This window comes from Streptosporangium sp. NPDC048047 (assembly GCF_040653115.1).
In the GTDB taxonomy this organism is placed as follows: domain Bacteria; phylum Actinomycetota; class Actinomycetes; order Streptosporangiales; family Streptosporangiaceae; genus Streptosporangium.
Genome location: NZ_JBEZNH010000095.1, coordinates 1 through 16,249 on the forward strand (window position 1 = coordinate 1; position 16,249 = coordinate 16,249).

Consider the following 16,249-nt stretch of genomic DNA (forward strand, 5'->3'; position numbering starts at 1 on the left):
CCGACAAACGCGGACCCACCCAAACCCGGAGAACCGCCCCAAGACGCGAAAAGCCTCAGCGTGGAAGAAGGGACCCGCCCAAGCCATCCGCAGGGTGAAAGGTTCCAGCCTGCGTGAGGGAGAAGCGCTACGGCTTCAGGGTCAGGAGGCGGTCGTCGCCGCGGCGGGGGGAGCCGCGGCCGTCCTTGTTGCTGGTGCCGAACCACAGTGACCCGTCCCGTGCCGTGGCGACCGCCCGGAGCCTGCCGTACCGGCCCTCGAAGAGCGGGACGGGCTTGCCGGCGCTGCCGTCCGGGTTCAAGGGGACCCGCCAGAGCCGCTGGCCGCGCAGGGCGCCCACCCAGAGGGAGTCGCCGGCGTAGGCCAGGCCGGAGGGGGACGCCTCCGAGGTGGGCCAGGTGACGATCGGATCCGTGAAGCGGGAGCCGCCGCCGGTGCCCTCGACCTCGGGCCAGCCGTAGTTGGCGCCCTTCTTGATGAGGTTGATCTCGTCGAAGGACCCGGCGCCGAACTCGCTGGCGTACATCCGCCCGGAACGGTCCCACGCCAGGCCCTCGACGTTGCGATGGCCGTAGCTCCAGATCACGTTCCCGAACGGGTTGCCGGGCGCGGGCTTGCCGTCCTTCGTCATGCGCAGGATCTTGCCGCCCATGGAGCCGAGGTCCTGCGCCAGCGACTGGTTCCCGGTCTCGCCGGTGCTGGCGTACAGGTAACCGTCCGGGCCGAAGGCCAGGCGGCCGCCGTTGTGGATGCCGCCCCGGGGGATGCCGTCGAGGATCACCGTGGGGTCGGCCAGCTCGCGGTCGTAGCGGTAGCGCACGATCCGGTTGTCGCGGGCGGAGGAGAAGTAGACGAAGACCTGGTGGTCGTCGGCGAAGGCCGGGGAGACCGCGACGCCCAGCAGGCCGCCCTCGCCGGAGGGGCTGACGCCGTCGATCCGGCCGATCTCGGTGACCTTGCCCGCGGGGGTGACGCGCAGCAGCCGGGCGGTGTCGCGTTCGGTCACCAGGGCGTCGCCGCCGGGCAGGAACGCGATGCCCCAGGGGACGGCGAGGTTCTCGGCGAGGGTGCGCGGTTCACCGGCGGGGGAGTCCCGGGGGCTCTGGGCGCCCTGGCCGTCCGGGGTGCTCCGGGTGCCCGGGGTGCTCCGAGTGCTCTGCGGGGCCGGGCCGGAGGAGCGTTCGGCCGGGGCCGCGGAACAGCCGGCCGCCAGGACGGCCCCCGAGGTGACGGCCACGACGAGGGCCGAGCGTGCGAAGCGGATCATGGTTACCTCCTCCGTCAATACGGCTGCATACCCGAAGAGGTTCCGGAACGACCCCCTGGATAATGCGGGACATGAAGATCTGGGTCCCCTCCCGAGCCGCCGCCGACGTCCTGTGTGATCTGCCCGAGGTGGAGTGCGTCGTCTATGACGGCACCGGTCCCCACCCGGCCGGAGCGGAGGAGGTGGAGGTCTGGATACCCCCGCTGATGCCGGTGCCGGACGTCGCCGGGCTGCTGGGCCGGATGACGGGGCTGCGTCTGCTGCAGACCGTCACGGCGGGGGTGGAGACGTACCGGCCGCATCTGCCCGAGGGCGCGGTGCTGTGCAACGCGCGGGGGGTGCACGACGCCGGGACGGCCGAGTGGGCTGTGGGTGCGATGATCGCGGTGCTGCGGGACTTCCCGGAGTTCGCCGCCGCCCAGCGGCGGGGGGAGTGGGCCTACCGCCACACGGGCGTGCTCGCCGACTCCACGGTGCTGATCGTCGGTTACGGCTCGATCGGTGAGGCGCTGGAGCGCAGGCTCGACGGGTTCGAGGTGGACGTCGTCCGGGTGGCGAGGACCGCGCGGGACGGCGTGCACGGTCAGGACGAGCTGCCGGAGCTGCTGCCCCGGGCCGACGTGGTGGTGTTGCTGGTGCCGTCCACTCCGGAGACGGCGGGCCTGGTGGACGCGGCGTTCCTGGCGGCGATGAAGGACGGCGCCGTGCTGGTGAACGCGGCCAGGGGCGGGGTGGTGGACACCGGTGCGCTCGTCGCCGAGTTGCGCCGGGGCCGGATCCGGGCCGCGCTCGACGTCACCGACCCCGAGCCGCTGCCTCCCGGGCATCCGCTGTGGACGGCCCCCGGGGTGTTCGTCACCCCGCACGTCGCGGGCAGCACCCCGGCCTCCGGGCGGCGCACGCTGCGGCTGCTCCGCTCGCAGCTCCTGCGGTATCTGGCGGGGGAGCCGCTGAAGAACGTGATCACCGGCCCGTACTGACCGGGAAAGGAATCCGCCCGTGGCTGCCTCGTGACCTCCGCCGCCTACCGTGGATGACGCGATCTCGATCGTTTCATGGTTATCAGATCGGTGACGACTACGGCGTTGTCACCATCCGCGCCGACCGGAGAGCACAGACTGGTCGTGTGCCGCCCCGTTCGGGCGGAGGACGAAGGATGACGTGGTGACAGCGGCGACGCTGGAGCGGCGGCCAAGGGAACGCCGCGGAGGCAGGGCGAGACGACACCGATGGGCAGACGACATTGATCCGCTGGCGTGACCCCCGGGTGCCGCCGGCAGTGGTCGCCGGGTTCGGCGCGGTGGGACTGGCCGCCGCGCTCGTCGGCGGCGCTTCGGCCGCGGTCGCCGGGGCGGTGGCGGGTGTCGCCGCCGCCGCGGTCGCCGTCGTGTCACTGGTCATGGCGGTGCTCCGGATCGCCGACCGGCGCGAGGCGCGTGCCTGGCGCTGGCTGGCGGGGGGCGCGGCCACCTGGCTGGCCGGGGCGGGCGTGCGGCCGATCGCGGACGGCACGCCGTTCGCGGTGAGCTTCGCCGACCTGCTGGTCCTGGCCGGTACGGCGATGCTCGCCATCGGCACGGGACTGTGCGCCGTCCGCCCGGCGTACGGCCGGGCGTCGCTGCGTGACGCGTCCGACGCCTATGTGAGCGCCGCCTCGATATTCCTGGTCGGCTGGGTCGCCCTGCTCGGACCGGCCTACCACGACTCCGGGGGGCCGGGCGTCTTCGCGGTGTCCCTGGCCTCGCCGGTGCTCTGCCTGGCCTTCGCCTGCGCTGTGGGGCCCGCGGTGCTGCCCGCCCGGAAGTCCGCCGGGCCGGTCGGCCTGGCGGCGCTGGGGCTGCTGGCCGCGCTCACCGCCACGGAGACGGCGGGCGCGCTGACCCGGATGACGGGCGACGATCCGTCGCCGCTCGGGCTCTGGCTCGCGCCGGTGGCCTTCCTGCTGTTCGCCGCCGTCCCGTGGTGCCGCCGTATGGCGCATGCTCCCGGTGCCTCGGGCGAGGAGGACGACCCGGACGTGGACGGAGGCGCGGGCGCGGGTGCGCAGGCCGCGTCCTCGCTGATCGCGGCGGTGCCGCTGATCCTCGTGCTCGTGGCGACCGTGGCCCTGGTCCTGCGGATGCTGGGCGGGGGCGTGGCGGGGCCGCTCGCCGTACCGGCGCTGGTGGCGGCGTCGGTCGTGGCGGTCCTGGTGGTGAGGCTGTTCGTGATGCTGGCCGACGCCGGCCGGATGCGGCGCCTGATGGATCTCGGTGAGCGGCAGCTGCACGACCTCGCGGAGAGCACCGGCGACGTGGTCCTGCTGTGCGACCACGACGGCGTGGTGCGGGAGATCGGCGAGGGGGTGGAGGTCACCTACGGCTACCGTCCCGAGGACATGGTCGGCGGGTCGATCTTCGACTACATCCATCCGGAGGACGTCCCGGGCATCCAGATGGCGCTGCGCGCGATGAGCCTGGAGGACGAGCGGGCCGAGGGCGGCGGCACCTGCATGATCGGGTGCCGGGTGCGGGCGGCCGACGGCACCTGGCGGCCCACCGAGTCGGTGGCCACCCGCCACTCCCGGGGCGAGGACCTCCTGCTGGTCACGACCCGCGACGTCAGCGGCCAGGAGGCGCTGCGCAACCAGGTGGCCCATCTGACGTTCCACGACGGCGTCACCGGTCTGCCCAACCGCTCCTACTTCGAGGAGCGCACCCGGGAGGTGCTGGCCCGTCCCGGGGGCCACAGCGTCGCCGTGGTGTTCCTGGACCTGGACGGGTTCACCGCGGTCAACGACTCGGTGGGTCACGCCAGCGGCGACTACCTCCTGGGGCAGGCGGCCCGCAGGCTCCGCGCGGCCGTACGGGCCGACGACACCCTGGCGCGGTGGGGCGGCGACGAGTTCGCGGTGCTGCTGGAGGTGGCGGGCGACGCCCAGACGGCGGTGGACCTCGCCGAGCGGCTGGTCCGGGCGGTCTCCGCCGAGCCGTTCCGGGTGGCCGACCGCGACATCGCGATGACCGCGAGCGTCGGGGTGGCCTTCGCCGACGAGGAGGTGTCCTCGGCCGACCTGATCCGCAACGCGGACGTGGCGATGGCGCGGGCCAAGGACATCGGCGGGCCGCGGGTGGAGGTGTTCGCCGCGCACATGCACGCCGACGTGGTGCGCCGCCTGGAACTGGCGGCGGACCTGCAGCGGGCGCTGCTGGAGGACCAGTTCGCGATCGAGTACCAGCCGATGGTGGATCTGGCGACCTCGCGCGTCACCGCGGTGGAGGCGCTGGTGCGCTGGTGGCGGGAGGGCGCGTTCGTGCCGCCGGAGCGGTTCCTCGGCCCGGCCGAGGACACCGGGCTGATCGTCCCGCTGGGCGAGTGGATCCTGCGCCGGGCCTGCCGGGAGGTGGCCGCGTGGCGGGCGTCCTCCTGGGACATCGGGTTGTCGCTCAACCTGTCGGCCCGGCAGATCATGGCCCCGAGGTTCGTCGAGACCGTCGAGTCGGCGCTCGCCGAGAGCGGCCTGCCGCCCAGCGCGCTGTCGCTGGAGGTCATCGAGGAGATGCTGGTCGAGGACGCCGAGGAGACCCTCACGCGGCTGTCGGAGCTGCGTGAGCTGGGGGTGCGGCTGGCCATCGACGACTTCGGGACGGGCTACGCCTCGCTGGCGCTGCTGCGGCAGCTCCCGGTGGACATGATCAAGATCGATCCGTCGTTCGTGTCCGGGCTGGGCGCCGACGAGACGCTGACCCTGCTGACCCGCACGATCGTACGGCTCGGCCACGACCTGGGGCTGATCGTGGTGGCGGAGGGCATCGAGCGGCCCGAGCAGCTCGACCTGCTGCGCGAGATGGGCTGCACCCGGGGGCAGGGTTTCCTGGTGGCGCGGCCGATGGACGCCCGGGGGATCGACGACCTCATGCCCGCGGGCCTGCACAGCGCCGTCTGAGGGCCGTGCCGTACAGCAGGCGTCCCGTACGGCGCGGCCGTCCCATGGGCCTCTCCTGCCCGGAATTTCATCTCGGATCCTGAGACACCCGTCCCACCAATTTGACGCGGGGCCGCAATGTCGGCCATGGTGGGACCCATGCATCACCGTGGGATTCTCGTAGTACTTCGCCGGCGCGCAGGCCGATAAGCGAAGCACTTCGACCTGCGCGCCGCCCCAGACCCGCCCGGCAAGGTGGGATGGGGCCTTTTTTATGCCATACATCCCGCTCAGCCACATGAGGAACGAGCCGATGACCGAGCAGATGACAGGAGCCCAGGCGCTGGTTAGGGCGCTGGAGCACGTCGGGGTCGACACCGTGTTCGGGATCCCCGGCGGCGCGATCCTTCCCGCCTACGATCCCCTTTACGACTCCGCCAAGGTCCGTCACGTGCTCGTACGGCATGAGCAGGGCGCCGGGCACGCGGCCCAGGGGTACGCGCAGGCCACCGGCAGGGTGGGGGTCTGCATGGCCACCAGCGGTCCGGGCGCGACCAACCTGGTCACCCCGATCGCCGACGCCTACATGGACTCGGTCCCGATGGTCGCGATCACCGGCCAGGTGGCCAGCGCCGCCATCGGCACCGACGCGTTCCAGGAAGCCGACATCTCCGGCATCACCATGCCGATCACGAAGCACAACTTCCTGGTCACCGACCCGGCCGACATCGCCCGGACGATCGCCGAGGCGTTCCACATCGCCTCGACCGGCCGCCCCGGGCCCGTCCTGGTGGACATCTCCAAGGACGCCCTGGTGGCCACGACGGAGTTCCAGTGGCCGCCGGTGATGCAGCTCCCCGGCTACCGCCCGGTGACGCGACCGCACTCCAAGCAGATCCGCGAGGCGGCGAAGCTGATCGTGGAGGCCAGGCGGCCGGTGCTGTACGTCGGCGGCGGCGTCCACAAGGCCGGCGCGGCGCAGGAGCTGCGGGAGTTCGCCGAGCTGACCGGCATCCCGGTGGTCACCACGCTGATGGCGCGCGGCACCTTCCCCGACAGCCACCGCCAGCACCTGGGCATGCCGGGCATGCACGGCTCGGTGCCGGCCGTCGGGGCGCTGCAGCGCTCCGACCTGATCATCGGCCTGGGCGTCCGCTTCGACGACCGCGTCACCGGTGACCTGTCGACCTTCGCGCCGAACGCCAGGGTCGTCCACGCCGACATCGACCCGGCGGAGATCTCCAAGAACCGGCACGCGGACGTCCCGATCGTGGGCGACTGCAAGGAGGTCCTCGCCGAGCTGATCGCCGCGGTGGGCAAGGAGGACCGCAAGGGCGACTACACCGAGTGGTGGGCCCAGCTCGACTCCTACCGCTCGACGTACCCGCTGGGCTACGAGACGTTCGCCGACGGCGCCCTGGCTCCGCAGTACGTCATGGAGCGGCTGAGCGCGCTCGTCGGCCCGGACGCGATCTACACCGCGGGCGTCGGCCAGCACCAGATGTGGGCGGCGCAGTTCATCGGCTACGAGAACCCCGGCACCTTCATCAACTCCGGCGGCGCCGGCACGATGGGCTTCGCGGTCCCGGCGGCGATGGGCGCCAAGATGGGCCGTCCGGACTCCGTCGTCTGGGCGATCGACGGCGACGGCTGCTTCCAGATGACCAACCAGGAGCTGGCGACCTGCACGATCGAGGGCGTGCCGATCAAGGTGGCGGTCATCAACAACGGCAACCTCGGCATGGTCCGGCAGTGGCAGACGCTCTTCTACAACGAGCGCTACTCCAACACGAACCTGCAGACGGTCCGCCGGATCCCCGACTTCGTGAAGCTCGCCGAGGCGTACGGCTGCGTCGGTCTGCGGTGCGAGCGTCCCGAGGACGTGGACGAGGTCATCGAGAAGGCGATGGCGATCAACGACGTCCCGGTCGTGATCGACTTCGTGGTCCACCAGGATGCCATGGTCTGGCCCATGGTCGCCGCCGGGACCAGCAACGACGACATCAGGTTCGCCCGCGACATGGCGCCCGTCTGGGACGGCGAGGACCAGGTGTGAGCGGCGGGCTGACGGACAGGCACGGCGGCTCGGCGAGACGCCCGGCGAGGAGGAAGGCATGAGCAGGCACACGCTCTCGGTGCTGGTGGAGAACAAGCCCGGTGTTCTGGCGCGGGTCGCCGCGCTGTTCAGCCGCCGCGGGTTCAACATCGACTCGCTGGCGGTCGGCCCGACCGAGCACGAGGACATCTCCCGGATGACCATCGTGGTGAACGTCGAGGAGCTGCCGCTGGAGCAGGTCACCAAGCAGCTCAACAAGCTGGTGAACGTTCTGAAGATCGTGGAGCTCGACCCGGCGCAGGCCGTGCAGCGCGAGCTCACGCTGATCAAGGTGCGGGCCGACGCCGAGACCCGGTCCAGCGTGCTGGAACTGGTCAACCTCTTCCGGGCGCGCTGCGTGGACGTCGCCCCGGACGCGGTGACGATCGAGGTCACCGGCACCCCGGACAAGCTCCAGGCGTTCGTGAAACTCCTTGAGCCGTACGGCGTCAAGGAGCTCGTCCAGTCGGGCATGGTGGCCATCGGCCGCGGTGCCCGCTCCATCACCGACCGTTCTCTGCGGGCCCTGGACCGGACCGCGTAAGCCGTACGAGAAACCCGAAAGGTTAAGCAAGTGACTGAGATCTTCTACGACGACCAGGCCGACCTGTCGATCATCCAGGGCCGGCACGTGGCCGTCCTGGGGTACGGCAGCCAGGGTCACGCGCACGCGCTGTCCCTGCGCGACTCCGGCGTCGACGTCCGCGTCGGCCTGCCGGAGGGGTCCAAGAGCCGGGAGCGGGCCGAGGCCGACGGCCTGCGCGTGCTCACGCCGGCCGAGGCCGTCGAGGAAGCCGATCTGATCATGATCCTGGCGCCGGACCACATCCAGCGTCACCTGTACGCCGACCACGTCGCCCCGAACCTCGTCGAGGGCGACGCGCTCTTCTTCGGCCACGGCTTCAACATCCGCTACGGCCTCATCGAGGCCCCCGAGGGCGTTGACGTCGCGATGGTCGCCCCCAAGGGCCCCGGCCACCTCGTCCGCCGCCAGTACAGCGCCGGTCGCGGCGTGCCGTGTCTCGTCGCGGTGGAGAAGGACGCCAGCGGCAACGCCTGGGACCTCGCGCTGTCCTACGCCAAGGCCATCGGCGGCACCCGCGCCGGCGCGCTGAAGACCACCTTCACCGAGGAGACCGAGACCGACCTCTTCGGTGAGCAGGCGGTCCTCTGCGGCGGCGTCTCCGAGCTGATCAAGGCCGGGTTCGAGACCCTCATCGAGGCCGGCTACCAGCCCGAGGTCGCCTACTTCGAGTGCCTGCACGAGATGAAGCTGATCGTCGACCTGATGTACGAGGGCGGCATCCACAAGATGTACTGGTCGGTCTCCGACACCGCCGAGTACGGCGGTTACTCCCGCGGCCCGCGCATCGTGACCGAGGAGACCAAGAAGGAGATGCAGCGCATCCTCGCGGAGATCCGGTCCGGCGAGTTCGCCCGCGAGCTGGTCGACGAGTTCGACAGCGGCCAGAAGAAGTTCACCGCCTACCGCGAGGACCTGGCCCAGCACCCGATCGAGACCACCGGCGCCAAGCTCCGCCCGATGATGAGCTGGCTGAAGTAGCGGCGCGCCCCTCCCGGACCCGCTGTCCGGGAGGGGCGCCCCGTACGGCGACGCCCCCGCGGACGGTCACCCGACCGTGGGGGCGTCGCCGTCTCCTCCGCTCTCCGGGCCGTCCGCGGGGAGGAACGGAACCGGCCCGGCCCAGGCTGGAGGAGAGGGGGAGGGCCTTACGGCGTCTTTCAGCGGGCGGCGAAGTCCTGGGTCCAGTAGATCTGGCCCTTGGAGTTCTTGGCCGCGCCGACGCCGATGAGGGTGTACTTGCAGTTCATGATGTTGGCCCGGTGGCCCGAGCTGTTCATCCAGGCGGTGACCACGGAGGCCGGGGTCGGCTGGCCCATGGCGATGTTCTCCGCCCAGCCCGATCCGCCGGTGAAGCCCGCCGCGCGGATGCGGTCCATGAAGCTGCGGCCGTCCTGGGAGGTGTGGCTGAAGTAGTTCTTGGCGGCCATGTCGGCGGAGTGGCCGTAGGCGGCGGCGCGGAGCTGCGCGTCGTGCTTGAGCGGCTGGCAGCCGCCCTTCGCGCGCTCCGCGTTGGTCAGGCGCAGCACCTCGTTCTCGTCGGCCGTGCCGACCGCGCCTCCGGGGGAGGAGGCGGTGGGGGTGGGCTTGGGAGTGGGCTTGACGGTGGCCGTGGCCGTCGGGGCGGGGGTCAGGGTCGGCAGCGGAGTGGCCGGCGTGGTGGGCTTGGCCGTCGCGGTGGGGGCGGCGGTCGGAGCCGCGGTGGGCGTGGCCGACGCGGTGGGTGCGGACGTCGGGCCCGTCGTCGGGGCCTTCGTGGGAGTCGCCGTGCCCGTGGGCGAGGGGGTGGCGGTCGGCGTCGAGGCGTCGCACGAGAGCCTGGCCGCCCGGGAGACGTCGGTGTTGCCGCGGTTGTCGCGCACGACGGTGTAGTAGACGCCCGGCGCGCACCGCAGGGTCATGATGGCCCGCCCGTTGCGGCCCTTGTACGCGCCGCTCTTGACGACCGGGTCGGCGCCGGCGACGGCCCGCTTGATCTGGATCCGCACCAGGGCGGAGTCGCGGCAGCCGAGCCGCGTGGCGGAGGCGTGGATCTTCCCGGTGGCGGTGACGACGGGCCGGTCCGCGTGGACGTCGCACGAGGACGGCCAGGCCGCCGCGTTCGCGGCGACGGGAGCGCTCAGGGCCGCCAGAGTTCCAATGCACACGAGTGCACCCAGCGGTCTGCGCATATCGATTCCTCCAGAGGGGTCGAGGCTGGATCGAACCCGTATTCTGGCGGCGCCACAACGCCCCTGTCACGAAATTTCGGACAAAATCTTGAGTTGTAGGTAAACCAAAGTGATCAGTGGTGCGTCTGGGACCGTTCCTATATGTCCGAAAATATGCCCTTGAACTGGTCTGCCGCCGCCGTGCGGACACGGCGGCGGCAGGGGCCCGGCGGGCGGGAAAATCTTTCCCGGTCGATCGGTTCCGTCGGACCGTACGGTCACGCTCGATGGACGCTCAGGTCACACCGGGTGAGATCGAGGGCCGGGGGAGGGCCGGCGCCGGCGCCGGGCGGGACGGCTGGTCAGCACTGGGCGGGCTTCAGCCACGAGCACTCCAGCTCCGGAGCGTCCCCGTCCTGCGGCGCCTGCTTGAGCTGGACGACCGTGTCCACCGGCGCGTCGCGGCGGAACTGCGCGAGACGGACGGCGATCCTGTCCTCGATGTCCCGGGGAGCTCCGGACAGGTACTGGTTGAGCATGACGGAGAAGACCAGCGGCTCGTTGTCGGCGCTGGTCACGTAGCCCGACAGCGAGGTGACGCCGGTCAGCGAGCCGGTCTTGGCGTGGACGTTCCCGGCCGCGGGCGTGCCGCGCATCCGGTTGCGCAGCGTCCCGCCGACCATGCGGTCGGCCTGGCCCGCGATCGGCAGCGCGCCGTACCAGGCGTCGAACCACGGCTTGGCGCGCAGCGCGGCGAGGTAGCGCGTCAGGTCGCCCGGGGTGAAGCCGTCCATCCGCGACAGGCCGGAGCCGTCCCGCAGGCTCAGCGTCGTCACGCCGTTCGCCTTGGCGAAGGAGGTGATCGCGGCGAGCCCGGCGCCCCACGTCCCGGCGCCCGAGACCTTGCGCCCGATCGCCTTGGCGAGGATCTCGGCGTGCATGTTGTTGCTGAGCTTCATGAACGGCACCAGCAGCTCACGAAGTGTCATCGACTCGTGCGAGGCCACGACGGCGGCGCCCTCCGGGGTCGCCGCGCGAGCCGTGCCGCCCAGCACCCGCACCCCGTGCCTGGCCAGCGCCGCGCGCAGCAGCGAGGCGGCGTAGCCCGTGGGGTCGTCGACGGTGACCCACTCCTGCTGCTCGTCCGCGACGGTGCCGGTGATCACCACGGTGTTCGTGCCGTGCAGGCGCTCGATGGTGACGTCGGTCTCGGCGCCGGTCACGGCACGGTTGTCGATCTTCAGGTAGTCCGTCTCGGGCGTGGTGGTGACCTTGGGCCGCTTTCCGGCGCTCCCGGGGGCCACCGAGACGATGACAGTGCCGGCGTCGTAGTCGGTGTCGGGGGAGGCGGTCAGCGCCGAGATCTGTGCCGCGTAGTAGTAGGGCTCGTCGTCCCACGCCCAGTCGGTGCCGAGCCGTACGTCGTCGAACCAGGTGTCGTCGGCCACCAGCCTGCCGGTGACCACCTTGATCCCGGAGGCGGCGACCTTCGCGGCCAGCGCGTCGTAGTCGGCGGCGAGCATGGTGGGGTCGCCGGTCCCCCTGAGGTAGAGGTCCCCGGCCAGGGCCGAGCCCGCCCGGCGGCCGGTGGACAGCACGCTCGTGGTGAAGCGGAAGTCCAGGCCGAGGTTCTCCACGGCGGCGGCGGAGGTCAGCAGCTTGGTGTTGGAGGCGGGGGTGAGGATCTTTCCGGAGTCCACGGCGTAGAGCTCCTCACCGGAGACCGCGCTGCGGACCACCACCCCCGCCCGCGCCGGCGTGAGCCGGGCGTCGCCGAGGATCTGGTCGATGTCCTTGACCAGGTCCACCACGCCGGGGGCCGGTCCGAGGGCGCCGGCCGGGGCGGCCGAGCCGGTCGTGGCCCAGGTGAGGCCGGTGAGGAGGAGGGCCGAAACAGAGAGGGTGGTACGTCGCGAGGGCCGCACGGTCGCTCCAGGTGCTAGGCGTCTGCGGAGATCATCGACACCTACGGCCCGCCCGACAATACGGAAATATTCGTATCTTTCACCCCTGTTGGGCCGGTGGCGGGTGGGGTTGAATGTGGCAATGGTCACACCGGCTCCCACCCCCCGCCCCGCCGGAGCCGCCGCCGTCACCGTGCCGCGCGGGGTGCGCGTCGGCTACGGGGTCGGATCGGTCTGCACCGCGACGTTCTCCACGGTCCCGGGCCTGCTGCTGCTGTTCTACATGACCAACGTGCTGGCGGTCCCCGCCTGGATCGCCGGCGCGGTGGCCTTCCTGCCCAAGCTCTGGGACATGGTCATCAACCCCTGGGTCGGTCAGCGCTCCGACCGCACGGTCTCCCGGCTCGGCGCGCGCCGCCCCTGGATGCTGGTGGGCGCGGTCACCCTGCCGGTGACCTTCGCACTGACCTTCGCCGGGCCGCCGCTGACCGGCCTGCCCGCCGCGCTGTACGTCACCGTCTGCTACTTCCTCACCGCCACGGCCTACGCCTTCTACGAGGTGCCCTACAAGGCGATGGCCACCGAGATGACCGACGACTACCACGAGCGCTCGTCGCTGCTCCAGTGGAAGATGGTCTTCCTGGGCCTGGCGATCCTGCTGTCCGGGGCCGGCGCGCCCGCCCTCGCCGGGACCGAGGTGAGCGGCTACCGGCTCATGGGCCTGGTCATCGGCGCGGTGCTGCTGGCGTCCATGCTCGCCTCCGTCGCCGGTACGGCCCGCGCCCCGCTGGCCGGCCGGGCCGAGGCCGAGCCGTCGCTGCGGGCGCAGTTCGCCGCGGCCCGCTCCAGCCGGCCGTTCATGGTCCTGCTCGCCCTGAGCTGCGCGCAGATGTTCGCCGCTGGCACCCTGCTGGCCGGCGCGCCGTACCTCGCCACCTACGTCCTCGGCGCACCCGGGGCGACCACCACGCTCTTCCTGTGCGTGGTCGGGCCGCTGCTGGTCACCATGCCGCTGTGGACGTGGCTGTCGCGACGCTACGACAAGCGCGGCGCGATGATGCTGGCGGCGGCGCTGTTCGCCGCGGGCACGGCCGCGCTGGCGCTCGCCGGCCGGTTCGGCGCGGGCTACACGCACGCCTGCGTGCTCCTCGTCGGCATCGGCTACGCCGGGTTCCAGCTCCTGCAGTTCTCCATGCTCTCGGATGTGATCTTCCACGACGCGTGGGTCACCGGCAGGCGCCGCGCCGGGGTGTTCACCGGCCTGTGGACGGCCTGCGAGACCGTGGTCTTCGCGCTCGGGGCGCTGGTGCTGGGCTGGCTGCTCGGCGCGGCCGGGTTCGTGGAGTCCGCCGCCTCGGAGGCGGTGACCCAGCCCGGCTCGGCGATCGACGCCGTCCTGTACGGCGGGGCACTGATCCCCGCGCTCGCGGCCGGGGCCAGCGTACTGCTCACACTGCGCTACCCCATCACCGCCGAGACGATGCGGGCGACGGACACCGCCGGTGCGGCCGGGGCGGGGGAGGAGCCGGGGATCACGGCGCACGGATGACGGACCGGAGCCGGCCGGAGCATGATCCGGTTCAGGCCGGCTGGGGTGTGATCACCAGGAAGCCGCAGTCGCCGAAGGAGAGCACGTCGCCCGGCCGTACCAGGGCCGGTCCGACCAGGCGCCAGTCGTTCAGCCGGGTGCCGTTGAGCGAGCCGAGATCGACGACGACCCAGCCGTCCTCGGCGCGGCGCAGCTCGGCGTGCATCCGGGAGACGGTCAGGTCGGCCAGCACCAGGTCGCAGGCCGAGCCCCGCCCCACCACGTAGCGGACGCGGTCGTCGCCGGGCAGCGCGAGGCGGGGCAGCCGGGGACGCCGCCAGGCCGACTCGACCCGGCGGGTGAAGTCGGACGCCGAGGCGACGACGTCGGTCACCATCCGCCGCAGCCGGCCGCGCGGCGGCAGGTCGGCGATCAGGCTCTCCAGCTCGCCCTGACTGCGGGCGCGCAGTGCCATGTCGACCCGGCCGAGGAATGTCTCGTGTGAGAGACGGCCCTCGACGGCGCGGTCGCGGAGCTCGTTGATGGCGCGGTCGCGGTCCCCATCGGACGCGCGGGACGGGGGAGGCGGCGAGCTCATCCCCCGAGTATCCGCCCCGTCGGCGGAACCTGTCCAGAATATGCGGATCTCTTGCCGTGACCATACTGAGTATGCATACTCAGTATCCATGGCGATCCGACAAGGGCTGCTGGCCCTGCTCAGCCGGGGGCCCCGCTACGGCTATCAGTTGCGGGCGGAGTTCGAGGAGTCGACGGGGGCGACCTGGCCGCTCAACATCGGCCAGGTCTACACGACGCTCGCCCGCCTGGAACGCGACGGCCTGGTGGCCCCCGGCGAGCAGGACGACCAGGGCCGGGTCGTCTACGCGATCACCGAGGCCGGCCGGGCCGAGACGGAGCGGTGGTTCGCCACCCCCGTGGCCCAGGCCGACCGGCCCCGGGACGAGCTGGTCATCAAGCTCGCGATGGCGGTCACCGCCGGGACGGGCGTGCGCCCGATCATCCAGGCCCAGCGCACCGCGACCATGGGCACCCTCCAGCGGCTCACCCGCGCCAGACGGGCGAGCGCCGAGGACCCCGCCCAGCGGCTGGTGCTCGACTCCATGATCTTCCAGGCCGAGGCCGAGCAGCGCTGGCTCGACCACTGCGAGGCCGTGCTCGCGGCCTCCCCCCAGACGCAGGAGAGACAAGCATGAGTTTCGATCCGGTCGTCCGGCTCGCGGCCGTCAGCCGCGTGCACGGCGACGGCCCGGCAGCCGTGACGGCCCTTTCAGAGGTGAGCCTCGCGGCCGACGCCGGGGAACTGGTGGCGGTGATGGGCCCCTCCGGGTGCGGAAAGTCCACCCTGCTGAACGTCGCGGGCGGCCTCGACCGCCCCACCTCGGGCGACGTCGTCGTCGAGGGCGTCTCGCTGCCCCGCCTTCCGGCCGGGGAGCTCGCCGCACTGCGCCGCAGGCACGTCGGGTACGTCTTCCAGGACCTCAACCTGATCCCCTCGCTCACCGCGCTGGAGAACGTGACGCTCCCCCGCGAACTGGACGGGGTCCGCTTCCGGGACGCCCGCCGCGAGGCGCTGGAGGCGCTTGCCGAGGTCGGTCTCGCCGACGTCGCCGACCGCTTCCCCGACGAGATCTCCGGCGGCCAGCGCCAGCGGGTGGCGATCGCCCGCGCCCTGGCCGGGGAACGGCGACTGATCCTGGCCGACGAGCCGACCGGCGCCCTCGACACCCCGACCGGCGACGACATCCTCCAACTGCTGCGCGCCCGCTGCGACGCCGGGGCGGCGGTCCTGCTCGTCACCCACGAACCCCGCTACGCCGCCTGGGCCGACCGCGTGGTCTTCCTGCGCGACGGCCGGGTCACCGACACCGCCGCCGCACCGCTGGAGAGCGCCCGATGAGCGCCCCGGCACCGGTCATGGCCCGCGCCGGTACGGCGGGAGCGGCGCGTTCCCGGACGGCCGCGTTCCTGGCGGCGCTGCGGATCTCCCGGCGGGACGCGCTGCGGGCCCGGGGCCGCAGCGCCCTCATCGTGACGATGGTCGGCCTGCCCGTCCTGGTCATCGTCTTCGCCCTGATCTTCGCCGCGACGGCGGACATCACCCCGCGGGAGGGGCTCACCGCGCGGATCGGCGCCGCCGACCTGCGGATCACGACACTCGGGCCGCCCGACCCCGACGACCACACACGGACGCCCACCTCGCCGGCCGAGGTCATGAGACTGCTCGGCCCCGGGGCCCGGCTGATCCCGGCGAACGACGGCAGCGCCGACCTCCGGGGCGAGCGCGGTTACGAGCACGTGTCCGCGCGCGAGGTGGACCTGCGCGACCCCCTGACGAAGGGGATGTATCACCTGTTGCGGGGCCGCCTCCCGGCCGCGCCCGGTGAGATCGTGGTGACCCCCGGCGCGGAGGAGCGGGGCGCGCGGTTCGGCACGACACCGGCCGTGACCTTCAAGCTGACCCCGATGCGGGTGGTCGGGGTCGTCGAGCACCCGCACCGGACGGACAGCGCGGAGGTCATCGGCCTTCCGGGCACCCTGCTGTTCGACGAGCGGGACGGGAACGGCACGGGCTGGCTGGCCGACACCCCGAAGCCGGTCACCACCCGGGACGTCAACGCGCTGCTGGCGGCGGACCTGGGCGTCGTGTCCCCCGACGCGGCCAGGGACACCAGCGGCTACCACAGCACCGACGACGTCGTGGCCATCGGCCTGATCGTGGTGATGGGTGTGCTGGAGGTGGTGCTGCTGGCCGGTCCGGCGTTCGCGGTGGGGGCGCGGCGGCGGCGCAGGGAGTTGG

General features: G+C 72.3%; 12 protein-coding genes and 1 pseudogene. 9 read left to right on the top strand and 4 right to left on the bottom strand.

All coding sequences use genetic code 11. The features are described from left to right. Positions 1 to 127 precede the first annotated feature (127 nt). Positions 128 to 1,267, bottom strand: coding sequence for a PQQ-dependent sugar dehydrogenase (locus AB0D67_RS37865; RefSeq protein WP_362946903.1), 1,140 nt, complete (start codon positions 1,265 to 1,267; stop codon positions 128 to 130). A 71-nt stretch (positions 1,268 to 1,338) separates the two neighbouring features. On the opposite strand from AB0D67_RS37865, the gene AB0D67_RS37870 reads away from it, so the two are divergent. From AB0D67_RS37870 to ilvC, 5 genes are all read left to right on the top strand, one after another. Further along, positions 1,339 to 2,247, top strand: a complete 909-nt coding sequence (locus AB0D67_RS37870) for a 2-hydroxyacid dehydrogenase (protein ID WP_362946906.1) — start codon at positions 1,339 to 1,341, stop codon at positions 2,245 to 2,247. A gap of 263 nt (positions 2,248 to 2,510) precedes the next feature. Beyond that, positions 2,511 to 5,192 (top strand): GGDEF domain-containing protein, encoded by a 2,682-nt coding sequence (locus AB0D67_RS37875; protein WP_362946909.1) that lies wholly within the window; start codon positions 2,511 to 2,513, stop codon positions 5,190 to 5,192. A gap of 277 nt (positions 5,193 to 5,469) precedes the next feature. Next, complete coding sequence (locus tag AB0D67_RS37880) at positions 5,470 to 7,227, top strand: acetolactate synthase large subunit (protein WP_362946928.1); 1,758 nt, start codon at positions 5,470 to 5,472, stop codon at positions 7,225 to 7,227. Between the two features lie 58 nt (positions 7,228 to 7,285). Beyond that, positions 7,286 to 7,810, top strand: coding sequence for an acetolactate synthase small subunit (gene ilvN, locus AB0D67_RS37885; RefSeq protein ID WP_362946912.1), 525 nt, complete (start codon positions 7,286 to 7,288; stop codon positions 7,808 to 7,810). Between the two features lie 39 nt (positions 7,811 to 7,849). Then, on the top strand, positions 7,850 to 8,830 hold the full coding sequence (gene ilvC, locus AB0D67_RS37890; RefSeq protein ID WP_362946931.1) for a ketol-acid reductoisomerase: 981 nt from the start codon (positions 7,850 to 7,852) through the stop codon (positions 8,828 to 8,830). A gap of 179 nt (positions 8,831 to 9,009) precedes the next feature. On the opposite strand, the gene AB0D67_RS37895 is transcribed toward ilvC, so the two are convergent. Beyond that, positions 9,010 to 9,996 carry a CAP domain-containing protein gene (locus tag AB0D67_RS37895; RefSeq protein ID WP_362946915.1) on the bottom strand — a complete coding sequence of 329 codons (987 nt, stop codon included), beginning with the start codon at positions 9,994 to 9,996 and terminating at the stop codon, positions 9,010 to 9,012. Positions 9,997 to 10,361: 365 nt separating this feature from the next. Further along, complete coding sequence (gene dacB, locus AB0D67_RS37900; RefSeq protein ID WP_362946918.1) at positions 10,362 to 11,924, bottom strand: D-alanyl-D-alanine carboxypeptidase/D-alanyl-D-alanine-endopeptidase; 1,563 nt, start codon at positions 11,922 to 11,924, stop codon at positions 10,362 to 10,364. A 121-nt stretch (positions 11,925 to 12,045) separates the two neighbouring features. Here dacB and AB0D67_RS37905 point away from each other — a divergent pair, with 121 nt between their 5' ends. Beyond that, on the top strand, positions 12,046 to 13,452 hold the full coding sequence (locus AB0D67_RS37905; protein WP_362946920.1) for an MFS transporter: 1,407 nt from the start codon (positions 12,046 to 12,048) through the stop codon (positions 13,450 to 13,452). A gap of 31 nt (positions 13,453 to 13,483) precedes the next feature. Here the strand turns inward: AB0D67_RS37905 and AB0D67_RS37910 are convergent, their stop codons facing one another. Beyond that, positions 13,484 to 14,029: a DUF1707 and FHA domain-containing protein gene (locus AB0D67_RS37910; RefSeq protein WP_362946921.1), complete on the bottom strand. Its 546-nt coding sequence runs from the start codon at positions 14,027 to 14,029 to the stop codon at positions 13,484 to 13,486. Positions 14,030 to 14,117: 88 nt separating this feature from the next. On the opposite strand from AB0D67_RS37910, the gene AB0D67_RS37915 reads away from it, so the two are divergent. From AB0D67_RS37915 to AB0D67_RS37925, 3 genes and pseudogenes are all read left to right on the top strand, one after another. Further along, complete coding sequence (locus tag AB0D67_RS37915; protein WP_362946922.1) at positions 14,118 to 14,645, top strand: PadR family transcriptional regulator; 528 nt, start codon at positions 14,118 to 14,120, stop codon at positions 14,643 to 14,645. After that, positions 14,642 to 15,349 (top strand): ABC transporter ATP-binding protein, encoded by a 708-nt coding sequence (locus tag AB0D67_RS37920; protein ID WP_362946925.1) that lies wholly within the window; start codon positions 14,642 to 14,644, stop codon positions 15,347 to 15,349. Before AB0D67_RS37915 ends, AB0D67_RS37920 begins: the two co-directional genes overlap by 4 nt. Beyond that, positions 15,346 to 16,249, top strand: a pseudogene (locus AB0D67_RS37925) (ABC transporter permease); the annotation flags it as partial. The gene AB0D67_RS37920 and the pseudogene AB0D67_RS37925, both read left to right, overlap by 4 nt.

Bases quoted from the DNA above. Each gene is read 5' to 3' on its own strand.
- AB0D67_RS37865 (WP_362946903.1), bottom strand. From the start codon at position 1,267: ATGATCCGCTTCGCACGCTCGGCCCTCGTCGTGGCCGTCACCTCGGGG.
- AB0D67_RS37870 (WP_362946906.1), top strand. From the start codon at position 1,339: ATGAAGATCTGGGTCCCCTCCCGAGCCGCCGCCGACGTCCTGTGTGAT.
- AB0D67_RS37880 (WP_362946928.1), top strand. From the start codon at position 5,470: ATGAGGAACGAGCCGATGACCGAGCAGATGACAGGAGCCCAGGCGCTG.
- ilvN (WP_362946912.1), top strand. From the start codon at position 7,286: ATGAGCAGGCACACGCTCTCGGTGCTGGTGGAGAACAAGCCCGGTGTT.
- AB0D67_RS37905 (WP_362946920.1), top strand. From the start codon at position 12,046: ATGGTCACACCGGCTCCCACCCCCCGCCCCGCCGGAGCCGCCGCCGTC.
- AB0D67_RS37910 (WP_362946921.1), bottom strand. From the start codon at position 14,029: ATGAGCTCGCCGCCTCCCCCGTCCCGCGCGTCCGATGGGGACCGCGAC.
- AB0D67_RS37915 (WP_362946922.1), top strand. From the start codon at position 14,118: ATGGCGATCCGACAAGGGCTGCTGGCCCTGCTCAGCCGGGGGCCCCGC.
- AB0D67_RS37920 (WP_362946925.1), top strand. From the start codon at position 14,642: ATGAGTTTCGATCCGGTCGTCCGGCTCGCGGCCGTCAGCCGCGTGCAC.